The organism is Nocardioides pyridinolyticus (assembly GCF_054653575.1).
Genome location: NZ_BAAIFY010000030.1, coordinates 13,939 through 27,540 on the forward strand (window position 1 = coordinate 13,939; position 13,602 = coordinate 27,540).

The 13,602-nt window shown below is 71.3% G+C and carries 14 protein-coding genes; 1 reads left to right on the top strand and 13 read right to left on the bottom strand.

Annotation, left to right across the window (positions count from 1 at the left end):
* The first annotated feature begins 58 nt into the window (after window positions 1-58).
* Window positions 59-736 carry an SDR family oxidoreductase gene (locus ACYQ0U_RS19830; RefSeq protein ID WP_459975611.1) on the top strand — a complete coding sequence of 226 codons (678 nt, stop codon included), beginning with the start codon at window positions 59-61 and terminating at the stop codon, window positions 734-736.
* Here ACYQ0U_RS19830 and ACYQ0U_RS19835 read toward each other — a convergent pair.
* From ACYQ0U_RS19835 to ACYQ0U_RS19895, 13 genes are all read right to left on the bottom strand, one after another.
* Window positions 709-3,492: a DEAD/DEAH box helicase gene (locus ACYQ0U_RS19835; RefSeq protein WP_459975612.1), complete on the bottom strand. Its 2,784-nt coding sequence runs from the start codon at window positions 3,490-3,492 to the stop codon at window positions 709-711. The genes ACYQ0U_RS19830 and ACYQ0U_RS19835 overlap by 28 nt on opposite strands.
* Window positions 3,493-3,502: 10 nt before the next feature.
* Window positions 3,503-4,381 (bottom strand): diacylglycerol kinase, encoded by an 879-nt coding sequence (locus ACYQ0U_RS19840; RefSeq protein ID WP_459975613.1) that lies wholly within the window; start codon window positions 4,379-4,381, stop codon window positions 3,503-3,505.
* 10 nt (window positions 4,382-4,391) lie between these two features.
* Window positions 4,392-4,793: a hypothetical protein gene (locus tag ACYQ0U_RS19845; protein ID WP_459975614.1), complete on the bottom strand. Its 402-nt coding sequence runs from the start codon at window positions 4,791-4,793 to the stop codon at window positions 4,392-4,394.
* A gap of 40 nt (window positions 4,794-4,833) precedes the next feature.
* Entirely contained in the window at window positions 4,834-5,679 is an 846-nt protein-coding gene (gene tatC / locus ACYQ0U_RS19850; protein WP_459975615.1) for a twin-arginine translocase subunit TatC, read from the bottom strand.
* Window positions 5,680-5,695: 16 nt separating this feature from the next.
* Entirely contained in the window at window positions 5,696-5,980 is a 285-nt protein-coding gene (gene tatA, locus ACYQ0U_RS19855; protein WP_459975616.1) for a Sec-independent protein translocase subunit TatA, read from the bottom strand.
* A gap of 48 nt (window positions 5,981-6,028) precedes the next feature.
* Window positions 6,029-7,018 (bottom strand): helix-turn-helix transcriptional regulator, encoded by a 990-nt coding sequence (locus tag ACYQ0U_RS19860; RefSeq protein ID WP_459975617.1) that lies wholly within the window; start codon window positions 7,016-7,018, stop codon window positions 6,029-6,031.
* Window positions 7,015-7,983, bottom strand: a complete 969-nt coding sequence (locus tag ACYQ0U_RS19865; RefSeq protein WP_459975618.1) for a helix-turn-helix transcriptional regulator — start codon at window positions 7,981-7,983, stop codon at window positions 7,015-7,017. Before ACYQ0U_RS19865 ends, ACYQ0U_RS19860 begins: the two co-directional genes overlap by 4 nt.
* A 22-nt stretch (window positions 7,984-8,005) precedes the next feature.
* Window positions 8,006-8,953, bottom strand: coding sequence for an FKBP-type peptidyl-prolyl cis-trans isomerase (locus tag ACYQ0U_RS19870; RefSeq protein ID WP_459975619.1), 948 nt, complete (start codon window positions 8,951-8,953; stop codon window positions 8,006-8,008).
* Window positions 8,954-9,119: 166 nt separating this feature from the next.
* Complete coding sequence (gene pafA / locus ACYQ0U_RS19875) at window positions 9,120-10,481, bottom strand: Pup--protein ligase (protein ID WP_459975620.1); 1,362 nt, start codon at window positions 10,479-10,481, stop codon at window positions 9,120-9,122.
* A gap of 96 nt (window positions 10,482-10,577) precedes the next feature.
* Entirely contained in the window at window positions 10,578-11,540 is a 963-nt protein-coding gene (locus tag ACYQ0U_RS19880; protein WP_459975621.1) for a hypothetical protein, read from the bottom strand.
* Between the two features lie 168 nt (window positions 11,541-11,708).
* Window positions 11,709-12,554 carry a proteasome subunit alpha gene (prcA, locus tag ACYQ0U_RS19885; RefSeq protein ID WP_459975622.1) on the bottom strand — a complete coding sequence of 282 codons (846 nt, stop codon included), beginning with the start codon at window positions 12,552-12,554 and terminating at the stop codon, window positions 11,709-11,711.
* Window positions 12,554-13,408, bottom strand: a complete 855-nt coding sequence (prcB, locus tag ACYQ0U_RS19890; protein ID WP_459975623.1) for a proteasome subunit beta — start codon at window positions 13,406-13,408, stop codon at window positions 12,554-12,556. The genes prcA and prcB overlap by 1 nt, the downstream gene beginning before the upstream one ends.
* The gene (locus ACYQ0U_RS19895; protein ID WP_459975624.1) at window positions 13,405-13,602 is read right to left on the bottom strand and encodes a ubiquitin-like protein Pup; all 198 of its coding nucleotides are present in this window, start codon (window positions 13,600-13,602) and stop codon (window positions 13,405-13,407) included. Before ACYQ0U_RS19895 ends, prcB begins: the two co-directional genes overlap by 4 nt.

The following is a 13,602-nucleotide window of genomic DNA, read 5'->3' on the forward strand; positions in this document are numbered from 1 at the left end:
TGACCACGGGTCTGACCGGCGCCGTACGCCGCTGGGTCGGCTCCGTACGGTGGACGGCATGACTCGGATCGCGATCGTCGGGGGCCACGGCCAGGTGGCCCGCCAGCTCATCCACGTCCTGCGCCGCGCGGACCACGACCCGGTGGCGCTCGTGCGCCGGGAGGAGTACCGCGCCGACCTCGAGGGGCGCGGTGCGGAGGTGCGCCTGCTCGACATCGAGCGGCAGGACGCCGCCGCGTTCGCCGCGGCCTTCGACGGCTGCGGCGCCGTCGTGTTCGCCGCGGGCGGCGGCCCGGACGGGAACATCGAGCGCAAGCGCACGGTCGACCTCGAGGGCTCGCTCAAGTCGATCGACGGCGCCCAGCGGGCCGGGATCGACCGGTTCGTGCAGGTCTCGGCCATCAACGTCGACGATCCGCTGCCGGCCGACACCGGCGACGTCTGGCGTGCCTACGTCGAGGCCAAGCGGGACGCCGATGCGGCCCTGCGCGAGAGCGGGCTGGCCTGGACGATCGTCCGGCCCGGGAGGCTCACCGACGACCCTGCCACCGGCCGGGTCGCGCTCGGGCCGGACGTGGCCCGCGGCGACGTGACCCGCGCCGACGTGGCCGCGGTGCTCGCGGCGGTGCTGGACGCGCCGGGGACCGTTGGGAAGCAGTGGAACCTGGTCAACGGCGACGTGCCGGTCGAGGAGGCGGTCCGGCAGGGTCAGTCCTCGTCGGCGAGTGCCGAGTAGGCCACCACTCCCCTGCGCAGCCGCCGCACGACCTCGCGAGCGTTCTCGCGGAGCGGGGTCGGGCCGGCCGCGTCGGCGACCTGACCGGCCAGGTCGATGAGCTGCTTCATCCAGCGCACGAAGTCACCGGCGGCCAGGTCGCTGACCATCAGCACGTCGTCGAGCTCGTCGCCCTCGGCCCAGCGGTAGGCCACCCAGGCGAACCCGAGATCGGGCTGGCGCAGGAAGTCGAGCTTGTGGTCGCGCTCGAGCGCGTCCAGGGCGCCCCAGAGCTTCACCATCTCGCCGATCACCTGGCGGATCTCGCCGCCGGGGATCCGCGGCGAGGAGGCGTCGTCGGCCCGGCGCGCCTCGAAGACCAGCACCGAGAGGGCGGCGGCGAGTCCGGACGGGTCGAGGTCGTCCCACAGACCGACCCGGATGCACTCCGCGGCGACCAGGTCGAGCTCGGAGTAGATCCGCATCAGGTGCTGCCCGCGCTCGGTGATCGTGTCGCCGTCGAGGTAGTCGAGCGCCGTCAGCACGTCGCAGACGCGGTCGAAGGTCCGGGCGACGGTGTTGGTGCGCTGCTCGACCCGCCGCTTGAGCGTCTGGGCGTCCCGGTCGAGCTTGAAGTACCGCTCCGCCCAGCGGGCGTGGTCCTCGCGCTCCGGGCAGGCGTGGCAGGGGTGCGCCCTGAGCTGGTCGCGCAGCGCGGCGATCTCGTCGTCGGCCGCGGTCCGGCTGCGGTCGGTCCGCGCGGTCCGCGACGGCGGGGGCGGCGCGAGGTCGTGGGTGCGCGAGCGCAGCGCCGAGGCGAGGTCACGCCGCATCTGCGGGTTGCGCCCGTTGAAGTTCTTCGGCACCCGCAGCCGGGCCAGCGCGGTCACCGGCGTCGGGAAGTCGATCATGGCCAGCCGCCGGGCCTGCCGGTCCTCGGTCACGACGTAGGGACGCGGGCCCTCCGGCGACCAGCCGGGGTCGACCACGACGGCGTACCCCTGGAACTTGCCGGTCGGCACCTGGATCACGTCGCCGGGCTTCAGTGCGCGCAGCGACTCGACGGCCTCCTCGCGCCGGTCGGCCTTGCGGGCGCGGCTGGCGCCCTTCTCGACGTCGCTGATCCGGCGGCGGAGGCCGGCGTACTCCATGAAGTCGCCGAGGTGGCAGGTGGCCGCCTGGCGGTAGCCGTCGAGCGCGTCCTCGGCCTTGCGCAGCTGCCGGGCCAGGCCGACGACGGCCTTGTCGGCCTGGAACTGCGCGAACGACTGCTCGAGCAGCTCCCGGGACCGCTCGCGGCCGAACTGGTGCGCGAGGTTGACCGCCATGTTGTACGACGGGCGGAACGACGACCGGAGCGGGTAGGTGCGCGTCGAGGCCAGGCCGGCCACCTGCCGCGGGTCCATGCCCGGCTGCCACAGGACGACCGCGTGCCCCTCGACGTCGAGGCCCCGGCGCCCGGCGCGGCCGGTCAGCTGGGTGTACTCCCCCGGCGTGATGTCGGCGTGGTTCTCGCCGTTCCACTTCGAGAGCTTCTCGATCACCACCGTGCGGGCCGGCATGTTGATGCCGAGCGCCAGGGTCTCGGTCGCGAAGACGACCTTGCACAGTCCGCGGAGGAACAGCTCCTCGACGCACTCCTTGAAGGCCGGGAGCATGCCGGCGTGGTGGGCCGCGACGCCGCGGGTCAGGCCGTCGAGGAAGTCGTGGTAGCCGAGGACGTGCAGGTCCTCGGAGGGCAGGTGGGAGCAGGCCGCCTCGACGTAGGCGTAGATCTCGTCGCGCTCCTCCGGCGTCGTCAGCCGGATCCCGGCGTTCAGGCACTGGGTGACCGCCGCGTCGCAGCCGACCCGGCTGAAGATGAAGACGATCGCCGGCAGCAGGGCCATCCGGTCGAGCTGCTCGATCACGTCGGGGCGGCTGGGGATCCACACCCGGCGGCCGTTGCCGACGTTGCGCTGTCCGGGCTTGCCCTTCCCCCGCGGGGTACGGCGGTCGCGGACCCGGTTGCTCGCCCAGTCGTCGCGCGCGATCTTGAGCAGCTCGTCGTTGACCGGCGCGCCCTCCTTCACGAACCCGGCGGCGGCGTCGACGTCGGACTTCGCGAACAGGTCGAGGACCCGGCGCCCGACCATCACGTGCTGGTAGAGCGGGACCGGCCGGCGCTCCTCGACGATGGTCTGGGTGTCGCCGCGGACGGTCTCGAGCCACTCGCCGAACTCCTCGGCGTTGGAGACGGTCGCGGACAGCGAGACCAGCGACACCGACTCCGGGAGGTGGATGATGACCTCCTCCCACACCGCGCCCCGCGACCGGTCGGCGAGGTAGTGGACCTCGTCCATCACCACGAAGCCGAGGCCCAGCAGGGTCCGCGACCCGGCGTACAGCATGTTGCGGAGCACCTCGGTGGTCATCACCACGATGGGCGCCTCGCCGTTGACCGAGTTGTCCCCGGTCAGCAGGCCGACGTTCTCGGGGCCGTAGCGGGCCACCAGGTCGTTGAACTTCTGGTTCGACAGCGCCTTGATCGGCGTCGTGTAGAAGCACTTGCGCCCGGTCTGCACCGCGAGGTGGATCGCGAACTCGCCGACGATGGTCTTGCCGGAGCCGGTGGGCGCCGCCACCAGGACCCCGCGGCCCTCCTCGATCGCGCGGCAGCCCTCGAGCTGGAACGCGTCGAGCGGGAAGTCGTAGAGCGACTGGAAGTCCTTGAGCACCGGGTGCCGCTGGTGCTTGCGGTAGTCGGCGTACCGCTCGGACGGGCTGAGGTCCGTCATGCGGTCAAACCTACGCGAGCACCTGCAACGCGCCCGCGGCACACTCCACCGTCAGGGGCAGCGCGCCGAAGCGCTCGCCGTCGGCGTACGACACGATGCCGGGCGCCGCGACCGTCACCGCGCGGACCCGGTGGTGCTCGTAGGCCGGGTGGGTGACGTGGGTGCCCTTGAAGAGCTTGGGGTAGGTCCGGACCAGCGCGGGCTTGCTCATCGGCTTGATGATCACGACGTCGAGCAGCCCGTCGTCCAGGAGCGCCCCCTCGGTGATCCGCAGGCCCCCGCCGAAGGACGGCCCGTTGCCGACCGCGACCAACATCGCCTCGAGGTTCCGGGACTCGCCGTCGAGCTCGATCGTGTACGGGATCGGCTCGAACGTGCGCAGCTCGGCCAGCGTGGCGATGTTGTAGCGCATCTGGCCCTTGGGCCAGGTCATCCGGTTCGCCCGCTCGTTGACGATCGCGTCGAAGCCGGCGGCCAGCACCGTGGTGAAGTACCGCGTGCCGCTGCGGGCCAAGTCGATCATCCGGGGCGAGCCGGCCAGCAGCCGCTCGGCGGCGGCGACCGGGTCCTTGCGCGGGACGTCGAAGTAGCGGGCGACGTCGTTGCCGGTGCCGGCCGGGATCACGCCGATCGGGGTGTCGGAGCCGGCGGCGGCCTGGACGCCGAGATGGACCAGGCCGTCCCCGCCGCAGAGCACGAGCGCGTCGGTGCCCCCGACGACCGCCGCGCGGGCCAGGTCGAGCGCCTCGTCGGCGTCGCAGCCCTCGATCGTGCGCACGTCGAGCCCGGCGGCGCGCAGGTGGTCGGCGGCGGCATCCCGGAACCGTGCGCCGCGTCCCTTCCCGGCGGACGGGTTGGTGAGCAGCGTGACGTGCTTCAGGGGCTCCACGCGCCGAAGACTAGGCCCTCGAGGTGCCGATCCGCAGACGGACGGAGTAGTGGTCCGGCGAGGCGCCGACCGCCTTCGCGAGCCGGCTCATCGCGTCGATCACCAGGTCCGCGGTGAAGCCGGTGCCCGGGACGGCGAGCGTGAGCCGCCCCTCGACCTCGACGACGAGCACCTGCCCGTGCCGCCACGCCTGGTGGGCGTCGTGCCGGACCTGCTGGTCGGCGACCGGGGCCGGGTAGGCCTCGTCGACGGCGAGCAGGTCGCAGGCCACGGGGTCGTGGCCTGCGCCGGAGAGCGTCCCGGCGACGTCGTACCCGCGACGGAGCCCGGACTCGGTGCTCCAGGTGACGTCCTCCTCGCCGAGCCACTCGGGGAGGTCGAAGGGGTCGACCGCGGTGAACGACCGGCTCATGGCGCTGTCATGGCGCGGTCATGGCGCGGTCATGACGCGGTCACAGGGGCGAGACCTCGTCGTCGTCCCACTGGCTCGTGTCGCCGTTCTTGCGCCCGCGCGCCCGGTCGACGAAACGGGCGATGAGCTCGGCGACGAAGAACAGCACGAGCATCGGCAGCGCGAGCATCGTCATCGAGAACGGGTCGGTGGACGGGGTCGCCACCGCGGCGAACACGAAGGTGCCGAGGATGATCCAGGGGCGGTAGCGGCCGAGCTGCCTGCCGGTGACCACCCCGGCGAGGTTGAGCATGATCACGAACAGCGGGATCTCGAAGGCGATGCCGAACACCAGCAGCATCCGGGTGAGGAAGCCGAAGTACTCGTTGAACTCGACCAGGTTCGCCAGGCCCTCGGGGGTGAAGCCGATGAGCACCTCGAGGCCGCGCGGGAGGACGTAGTAGCCGGTGAGCACCCCGATGATGAACAGCGGGCCGGCGATGGCCGCGAAGATGCGGCTCCACATCTTCTCGCTGTCGTGCAGCCCGGGGACGATGAAGGCCCAGATCTGGTAGAGCCAGTACGGGCTGGAGACCACGATCGCGGCGATGCCGCAGAGCTTGAGCTGCAGCATCAGGGGGCCGGTGGCGCCCTTGATGTAGGCCTCGGTCTGGACGGACTCGCCCAGCATCGCGCGGGCGTCGTTGTACGGGTCCAGCACCATGTCGAGCAGCTGGTTGTAGAAGAACAGCGCAACGATGAACGCCACCAGCAAGAACAGCGCCGACTTCAGCAGTCGGGCCCGCAGCTCGCGCAGGTGGTCGGACAGCGCCATCCGCCCGTCCGCGCCCACCGGGTGGTGGGGACGGCCGGAGAAGTAGCCGAAGACTCCGCTCAGGGACGACAACGAACGAGCAGGTCGTTCAGACGCTGTCGGGGCGGTTCAGCCGGTCGCGCTCGGCGTCGAGCTCGGCCTGCCGGCGCGTCAGGTCGTCCTGCTTCGCCTCGAGCTCGAGCTGCTCGGGGGTCTTCGGTGCGTCGGGGACGTCGTCGTCCATGAGGCCCTTGGTCTCGGTCTTGAAGATGCGCAGCGCGCGGCCGCTGCCGCGGGCGAGGTCCGGGAGCTTCGTAGCGCCGAACAGCAGGATGATGATGCCGAGGATGATGAGCAGCTCGGTCGTGCCGAGGCTGCCGATGAGCGGAAGCATGGGGATCCTCACGGACGGTGGTTCGAACGGGGCCAATGGTACGCGGGTTCAACGGTAGAGGCTGAGCGCGGCCCGTGCACGGACGATGAACGATTCGTCGTACTCCGGGGGGCTGATCACCCGGGCGTGCGGCGCGAGCCGGAGCAGCAGACGCTGGAGCCACCGCTCGTCGGCGACGAGCAGGTCGACCTCGAGGACACCGCCGCTGCGCTGGCGGACCGCCTCGACCGGGTAGTAGTCGATGATCCACCGCGCCTGCGGGGCCAGCCGGAGCGTGACCGGGGTCGTCCCGCTCTCCCGCGAGAACAGTCCCTCCCCCAGGTCCCGCGGGGCCTCGGCCGGCGTGCTGATCGGGTCGTCGAGGACCTCGGCGGCCTGGATCCGGTCCAGACGGAACAGCCGCGGGCCCTGCGCCGCGTGGCACCACGCGTCGAGGTAGGTGAAGCCCTCGGCGGCCACGATGCCGCGCGGGTCCACCGTCCGCTCGGACTGCTCGTCGCGGCTGGGCGCGAAGTAGGTGAGCCGGACCTGGCGCTGCCGGGCGACGGCGTCCTGGAGGTCGGCCTCCAGTTGGGCGAGGTCACGGCCCCGGGGCTCCTCCCCCGGGTCGATCAGGGTCGCCGCCGAGCCCTCGGCGGCGGCCGCCTCGAGCTTGGCCAGCGCGCGGTCGACCACCTCGCGGGTCTCGTCGTTGGCGCCGCCGCGCAGTGCGCGCAGGGCCACGATGATCGCGGTGGCCTCGGTGGGGCTGAGCCGCAGCGGGCGGGCGAGGTAGTCGGCGTTCGAGACCCGGATGACCCCGTCGGCCTCGGGGCCCTCGAGGGCGTCCAGGTCGACGTCGATGAGGTCGTCGGGGTAGCCGCCCGGCAGGCCGCACATGAGCAGCACCTTGAGGTCGCCGAGCACCTGGTCGGCGGGGACGCCGAGGGCGGCGGCCGCGTCCTCGAGCCGGACCTGGCCGTGCGAGTGGAGGTAGGGCACCAGCGTGAGCAGGCGGGCGACCTGGGCCTGCGCACCGGAGGCGGCGGTAGCGCTCACGACGCGGCCTCCACGACGTCACGCAGCCGGCGGACCAGGTGCTCCCGCAGCTCCTCGGGCTGCTCGACGTACACGTCGGGGCCGTAGCCGAGGAGCTCGTCGGCCGCGCTGCTGCTGCGGGTGAGGACCAGCCGGTCCCAGCCGGTGGCGTCGTCGGGTCCGTCCACCCCGGCCTCGACCGACTCGGCGTCGCGGCGCAGGGCGTGGCCGGCGTCCTCGCGGACCAGCAGCACCACGCGGGTCGTGCGCGGGGCCGGCGCGAGCCGGACCGTGGTGGCGCGGACGTCGGTGCCCGCCGGCACCTCGTAGGAGCCCGGCTTGCCCTTCTTGCGCGCCTCGCCCTGGACCCGGGAGAGGCGGAAGACCCGCTCCTCGCCGCGGTCGGTGTCGAAGCCCACGACGTACCAGCGCCCGGAGTAGCGGACGACGCCCCACGGCTGGAGGTGTCGGGTCGCGGCCTTGACCGCGCCCGCGCGCCGATAGTCGAACTCCACCGGCGTGCGCTCCTGGACCGCCTCCCAGAAGACGTCGAACGACGGCTCCTCGGCGCTCAGCCGTGGCTGGGCGATGTCCAGGGCGGTGACGTCGAGCGGCACGCCGAGCGCGGTGAGCTTGCGGACCGCCTCGGTGGTGGCCTCGGCGAGCCGGGCGTGCTCCCACACCCGGGTCGCCAGCCCGATGACCGCCGCCTCGTCGGCGGTCAGCGAGATGTCCGGCAGCGCGAGCTCGTCGGGGCGGATCCGGTAGCCCGGCTCGTCGTCGAAGTAGGCGTCCATGTTGCCCACCTCGATCGGCACGCCGAGGCTGCGCAGCTCCTCCTTGTCCCGCTCGAACATCTTCTCGAAGGCGTCGGTGCTCGAGTCGGGGTAGAGGATCGCGCGGATCCGGTCCTTGGAGACGTAGTGGCGCTGGACGAGCAGCATGATGAGCAGGTTGAGCAGCCGCTCGCTCTTCTGCCCGGCCAACGCGTCGTACCTCCGGTGTGCTCTAGCCCGCGCTCTTCGCGTTGCGGATGTCCACGACGAAGTAGAGCGTGCTGTTCGGGGGGATGCTCGGGTTGCTGTCGTCCGCGCCGTAGCCCAGCGCCGGCGGGATCTGCAGGATGACCCGCGAGCCGACCTTGAGGCCGGCCAGGCCGTAGGTCCAGCCCTTGACGACGCTCTGGAGGCTGAACGGAACCGGCTTCTCGGAGTAGCTCTCGTCGAACGGCTTCTTGGCGTCGTAGACCATGCCGAGGTAGTCGGCGGTGACCGTGTCGGTCTCCTTCACGACCGCGCCGTCGCCCTCCTTCACCACGCTGCGGAGCAGGTCGCCGTCCTCGGCGGGCTCCTCCACGCCGGAGAAGTCGAGGCCGGTGACGTCGGCACCCTTCTCGATGATCTTCGGCATCTGCGACTGCGGGACCTCCTTCGGCTTCGGTGCCTCGTAGGCCTCGACGAGGTCGACGATGATGAGGACCGAGTCCTTGTTGCCGATCTTGAGGTCGGTGTTGCCGCTGGCGCCGAACGCCTCCTCGGCGGTCGTCGTCACCGCGACGCGCGAGCCGATGGTCTGGCCGAGGATCGCGTCCCGGAACACCGGACTGAGGTCCTTGCTGGCCACCACGGTCTCCGGCTGGCCGGCGTCGTAGCCGCTGTAGGCCTCCTTCTCCGTGGTGCCGTTGCCGATCCACAGGTACGCCTGCACCTGGTCCCCCTCGGCCAGCTCCTCGCCGTCGCCCTCGATGACGACCGAGGTCTCGGTCTCGTCGGTCTCGAGCTCGCCGCCCCAGTCGACCTCGGGCTTCTCGCCCAGGTCGCCGGAGACCGTGATCCCGTGCAGGGTGTCGCCGGAGGAACCGCTGTCGGACCCCTCGTCGTCCCCGCACGCGACGAGCGTGGTCGCCAGCACGAGCGGCAGCAGCAGGGCAGGAAGGCGTCGGAGACGTCGAGACACGAGCTTCACCTATCGGATCGGGTTCGTACAGCGCCGCTGACCCTACCCGGCTGCCCTGAGTGGAGCCTGATTGGTGGGACGCCGGGGGCCGCGGTTTGGTCACCAACCGCGCACATGGGGCCCTCCGGCCTGCGGTTGGTGACCAAACCGTGACAATTGCGACCGCTCACATGCCGTCGATCAGGCGCTGCACGCGCTCGTCGTACGCGCGGAACGGATCCTTGCAGAGCACGGTGCGCTGCGCCTGGTCGTTCAGCTTGAGGTGGACCCAGTCGACGGTGAAGTCGCGCCGGCGCTCCTGGGCCCGGCGGATGAACTCGCCGCGGAGCCGAGCGCGGGTGGTCTGCGGCGGCACCGACTTGGCCTCGAAGATCTTCAGGTCGGTCGTCACCCGGGCGACGGCGCCGCGCTTCTCGAGCAGGTAGTAGAGGCCGCGACCGCGGTGGATGTCGTGGTAGGCGAGGTCGAGCTGGGCGATCCGGGGGTGGCCCAGCGGCAGGCCGTGCTTGGCACGGTACTGCTCGATCAGCTTCCACTTGATGACCCAGTCGATCTCGCGGTCGACCAGGCCGAGGTCGTCGGACTCGACCGCCTTGAGCCCGCGCTCCCACAGGTCGAGAGCCTGCTCGATCACCGGCGTGCTGATCTCGCGGCGGTCGACGAAGTCGCGCGCCTTGGCGAGGTACTCCTGCTGGATGTCGAGCGCACTGGCCTCGCGGCCGTTGGCGAGCCGGACCTTGCGGCGGCCCGTGACGTCGTGGGAGATCTCGCGGATCGCCCGGATCGGGTTCTCCATCGTGAGGTCGCGCATCACCACGCCCTCCTCGATCATCCGCAGCACGAGGTCGCAAGTCGCCACCTTGAGCATCGTGGTGGTCTCGCTCATGTTGCTGTCCCCGACGATCACGTGGAGCCGCCGGTACTTCTCGGCGTCGGCATGCGGCTCGTCGCGGGTATTGATGATCGGGCGGCTGCGCGTCGTGGCGCTGCTGACGCCCTCCCAGATGTGCTCGGCACGCTGGGAGACGCTGTAGCTGGCGCCCCGCGGGGTCTGGGTGATCTTGCCGGCGCCGACGATGATCTGACGGGTCACCAGGAACGGGATCAGTACGTCGGCCAGCCGGCTGAACTCCCCCGCCCGGCTCACGAGGTAGTTCTCGTGGCAGCCGTAGGAGTTGCCCGCGGAGTCGGTGTTGTTCTTGAACAGGTAGATCTCGCCGGCGATGCCCTCGTCGTGCAGTCGCTGCTCGGCGTCCAGGAGCAGCCCCTCGAGAACCCGCTCGCCCGCCTTGTCGTGGGTGACCAGTTCGGTGACGTCGTCGCACTCGGGCGTCGCGTACTCCGGGTGGCTGCCCACGTCGAGGTACAGCCGGGCGCCGTTGCGGAGGAAGACGTTGCTACTCCGCCCCCAGCTCACGACCTTCCGGAACAGGTAGCGCGCCACCTCGTCCGGGCTCAGACGGCGCTGCCCCTTGAACGTGCACGTCACGCCGTACTCGTTCTCGATCCCGAAGATCCGCCGGTCCACGCCCTCAGCCTAGGCGCACTGCGGTGGGTGCGGGGGCAGCCTGGGCGACGTCCGCGGTTGCGGTTTGGTCACCAACCGCGAGATTGCGGCCCCTGGTCATGCCGTTCCTGCCCAATCGATGATCCCGTTCTGGCGCCGCCAGCGGTTCATGACGCGCTCGCGGCCGGCCTCGGAGTAGAGGGAGTTGTCGACCAGGCGGCGCCAGCGTCTCAATCGGCGCAGGTCGACGGCTCGACCGAGCGCTTGGTCGATCTCCCGCATCACCACGGCGGGGTGGTTGAGCAGGTCGTCCAGCGTGTAGCCGTGCCGGGTGTACCCAGCAGCGAGCAGGGCGCGTTCTCGCCGCAGGTCGTCGCGGTGCTGCCGCCCGTCGCGGTGGTGGGCGCCGTCGTACTCGTGCAGCCGTTGCGTGCCGCGGACGATCAGGTCCGCGCGGCCCAGGTGGTTGCCGCCCTCGTCGAATACGTCGACCTGCGGGGAGCACGGCACGTCTACCTCGACGTGGAACTGCTGGAGCAGCGTCTCCGGCCCGGACTCGGCCAGACCGGTCGACCGGCGCCATGCTTCGCGCAGCATGCGTACGCCGGGGCGCCCCGAGGCCAGCAGAGCCTCCATCCGCTTCGGGTCCAGGTCGCCGGATCGGCGGGCGGAATCGACCAGGACCACAAGATCGAGCAGCCCGAGGTCGCGCGCCATCCTCAGGAGGATCTCCTCGGCCGAGTCGACCGGGAGGCCGTGACGCCGCAATGGTCGACGGTCGCGCCGCAGCCGCGAGCAGATGAGCCCGTGCCTCCGGGGTCGGCCGTCATCGTCGTCGACCGCGGCGAACACCGGCACCTGCTCGGGCAGCTTCGGCAGCTGCCAACCCAGCAGACGCGCCGCCGTGAGGTGGGTGTACACCGCCGAGGGCGGCAGCACGAGCAGGTAGGCGCGCAGGTCGCGCCGGAACTCCTCCTCGCTCGAGAGGTCGTTGCGCGCCACGACGAAGAGCCCGTGGCTCACCCGGCGGTGGCCCACCAGTCGTACCTCGCCCCTGATGGGATCGTCCGGTTTCTCCATGACTCAACGTTGTTCCGCCGGAGCCTGCGGCAAACCGGGCTCAGCGCAGGCTGTGGATGGCCGTTTGAAGTCCGCTGCCGTGGCCGTCCGACGTTTGGTCACCAACCACAGCCGGGAGCGCTCCCAATCTGAGGTTGGTGACCAAACCGCGAGGCTACGAGCGCCCGCTCACGAGATCGGCGGAGCGACCGGCGGGTCGTTGTCCGATGCGGAGGAGCCCGGGCCGACGGTGTCCGAGGAGCCGGTGTCGGACGAGCCGGTGTCCGACGAGCCGGTGTCCGACGAGCCGGAGTCGGGCGGGGCCGGGGTGGCCGGGCCGCGGTCGCCGAGGAGCTGCTCGAGCCGTGCGGGGCGCAGCCGAGCGAACTTCCGGGGCTGGGTGCGGGTGCGGTCGAGGACGGCCACCTCGAGGTCGTCGACGGGGATGACCCGGTCGTCGGAGTCCGAGTGGCCGAGCGCGGCCACCGCGAGCGACAGCGCGGAGGTCAGCGAGGCACCGGCCGAGTAGCGCTCGGAGAGGTAGCCCGCGACGACGTCGGCGGCGCCGCCCATGACGGCGAAGCCGTGCTCGTCGGCGACCTGGCCGTCGTACGTCAGCCGGTAGAGCTGGTCGTCCTCGACCGTGTCGCCGATCTCGGCGACGAACAGCTCGACCTCGTACGGCTTCTCGCCGCCGGAGGAGAAGATCGTGCCGAGGGTCTGGGCGTAGGCGTTGGCCAGGCCGCGGCCGGTGACGTCGCGGCGGTCGTAGGCGTAGCCGCGCATGTCGGCGAGGCGGACGCCGGCGATCCGGAGGTTCTCGAACTCGTTGTAGCGGCCGACCGCGGCGAACGCGATCCGGTCGTAGATCTCGGAGACCTTGTGGAGCGCCTGCGAGGGGTTCTCGGAGACGAACAGCACGCCGTCGGCGTACTGCACCGCCACCACGGACCGGCCGCGGGCGATCCCCTTGCGGGCGAAGTCGGCCCGGTCCTTCATCAGCTGCTCGGGCGAGACGTAGAACGGCATGCTCATCAGGCGTCACCCCCAGCGTTCGACGAGGTCAACGGTGCGGCGGGTCCGTCGGGCCGGGTCATCCGGCCGGCGATCACCTGGTCGGCGATCGTGGCGACCTCGGCGTCGGCGAGGCGCCGGCCGCCGCCGGCGGTGATCACCTGGACCACCGGGAAGATGCGTCGGGTCAGGTCGGGGCCGCCGGTCGCGGAGTCGTCGTCGGCGGCGTCGTAGAGCGCCTGCACGACCGCGGTGACGCAGCCGGTCTCGTCCAGGTCCTCGCGGTAGAGCTTCTTCAGCGACCCGCGCGCGAACAGCGAGCCCGATCCGACCGAGTGGAACGCCGTCTCCTCGTAGCGGCCCCCGGTGACGTCGTAGCTGAAGATGCGGCCCTGGTCGGTCGCCAGGTCGTAGCCGGCGAAGAGAGGGACGACCGCCAGCCCCTGCATGGCCATGCCGAGGTTGGACCGGATCAGCGCCGCGAGCCGGTTGGCCTTGCCGTCCATCGAGAGCGTGGTGCCCTCGATCTTCTCGTAGTGCTCGAGCTCGGTCTGGAACAGCCGCACCATCTCGACCGCGATGCCCGCGGTGCCGGCGATGCCGACCGCGGAGAACTCGTCGGCCGGGAAGACCTTCTCGATGTCGCGCTGAGCGATGATGTTGCCCATCGTGGCGCGCCGGTCACCGGCCATCACCACGCCTCCGGGGTACGTCGCCGCGACGATCGTCGTGCCGTGCGGGGCCAGGTCGCCGGCGTGCCCCTGGGGCACCGCGCGGCGGGAGGGCAACAGGTCGGGCGCCTGCTCGGCGAGGAAGTCGCTGAACGACGAGGTGCCCGGCTGCAGGAACGCAGCCGGGAGTCGGGGGTCCGTCACTGGCCGCCCTTCTGGATGAACGACTTCACGAAGTCCTCGGCGTTGGTCTCGAGCACGTCGTCGATCTCGTCGAGCAGGTCGTCGATGTCGGAGTCGAGGGCCTCCTTGCGCTCCGCGACGTCGGTCTCCGGGGCGGTCTCGACGACCTCCTCGGACTCCGTGGACTTCCGCGGTTGCTTCTGCTCCTGTGCCAT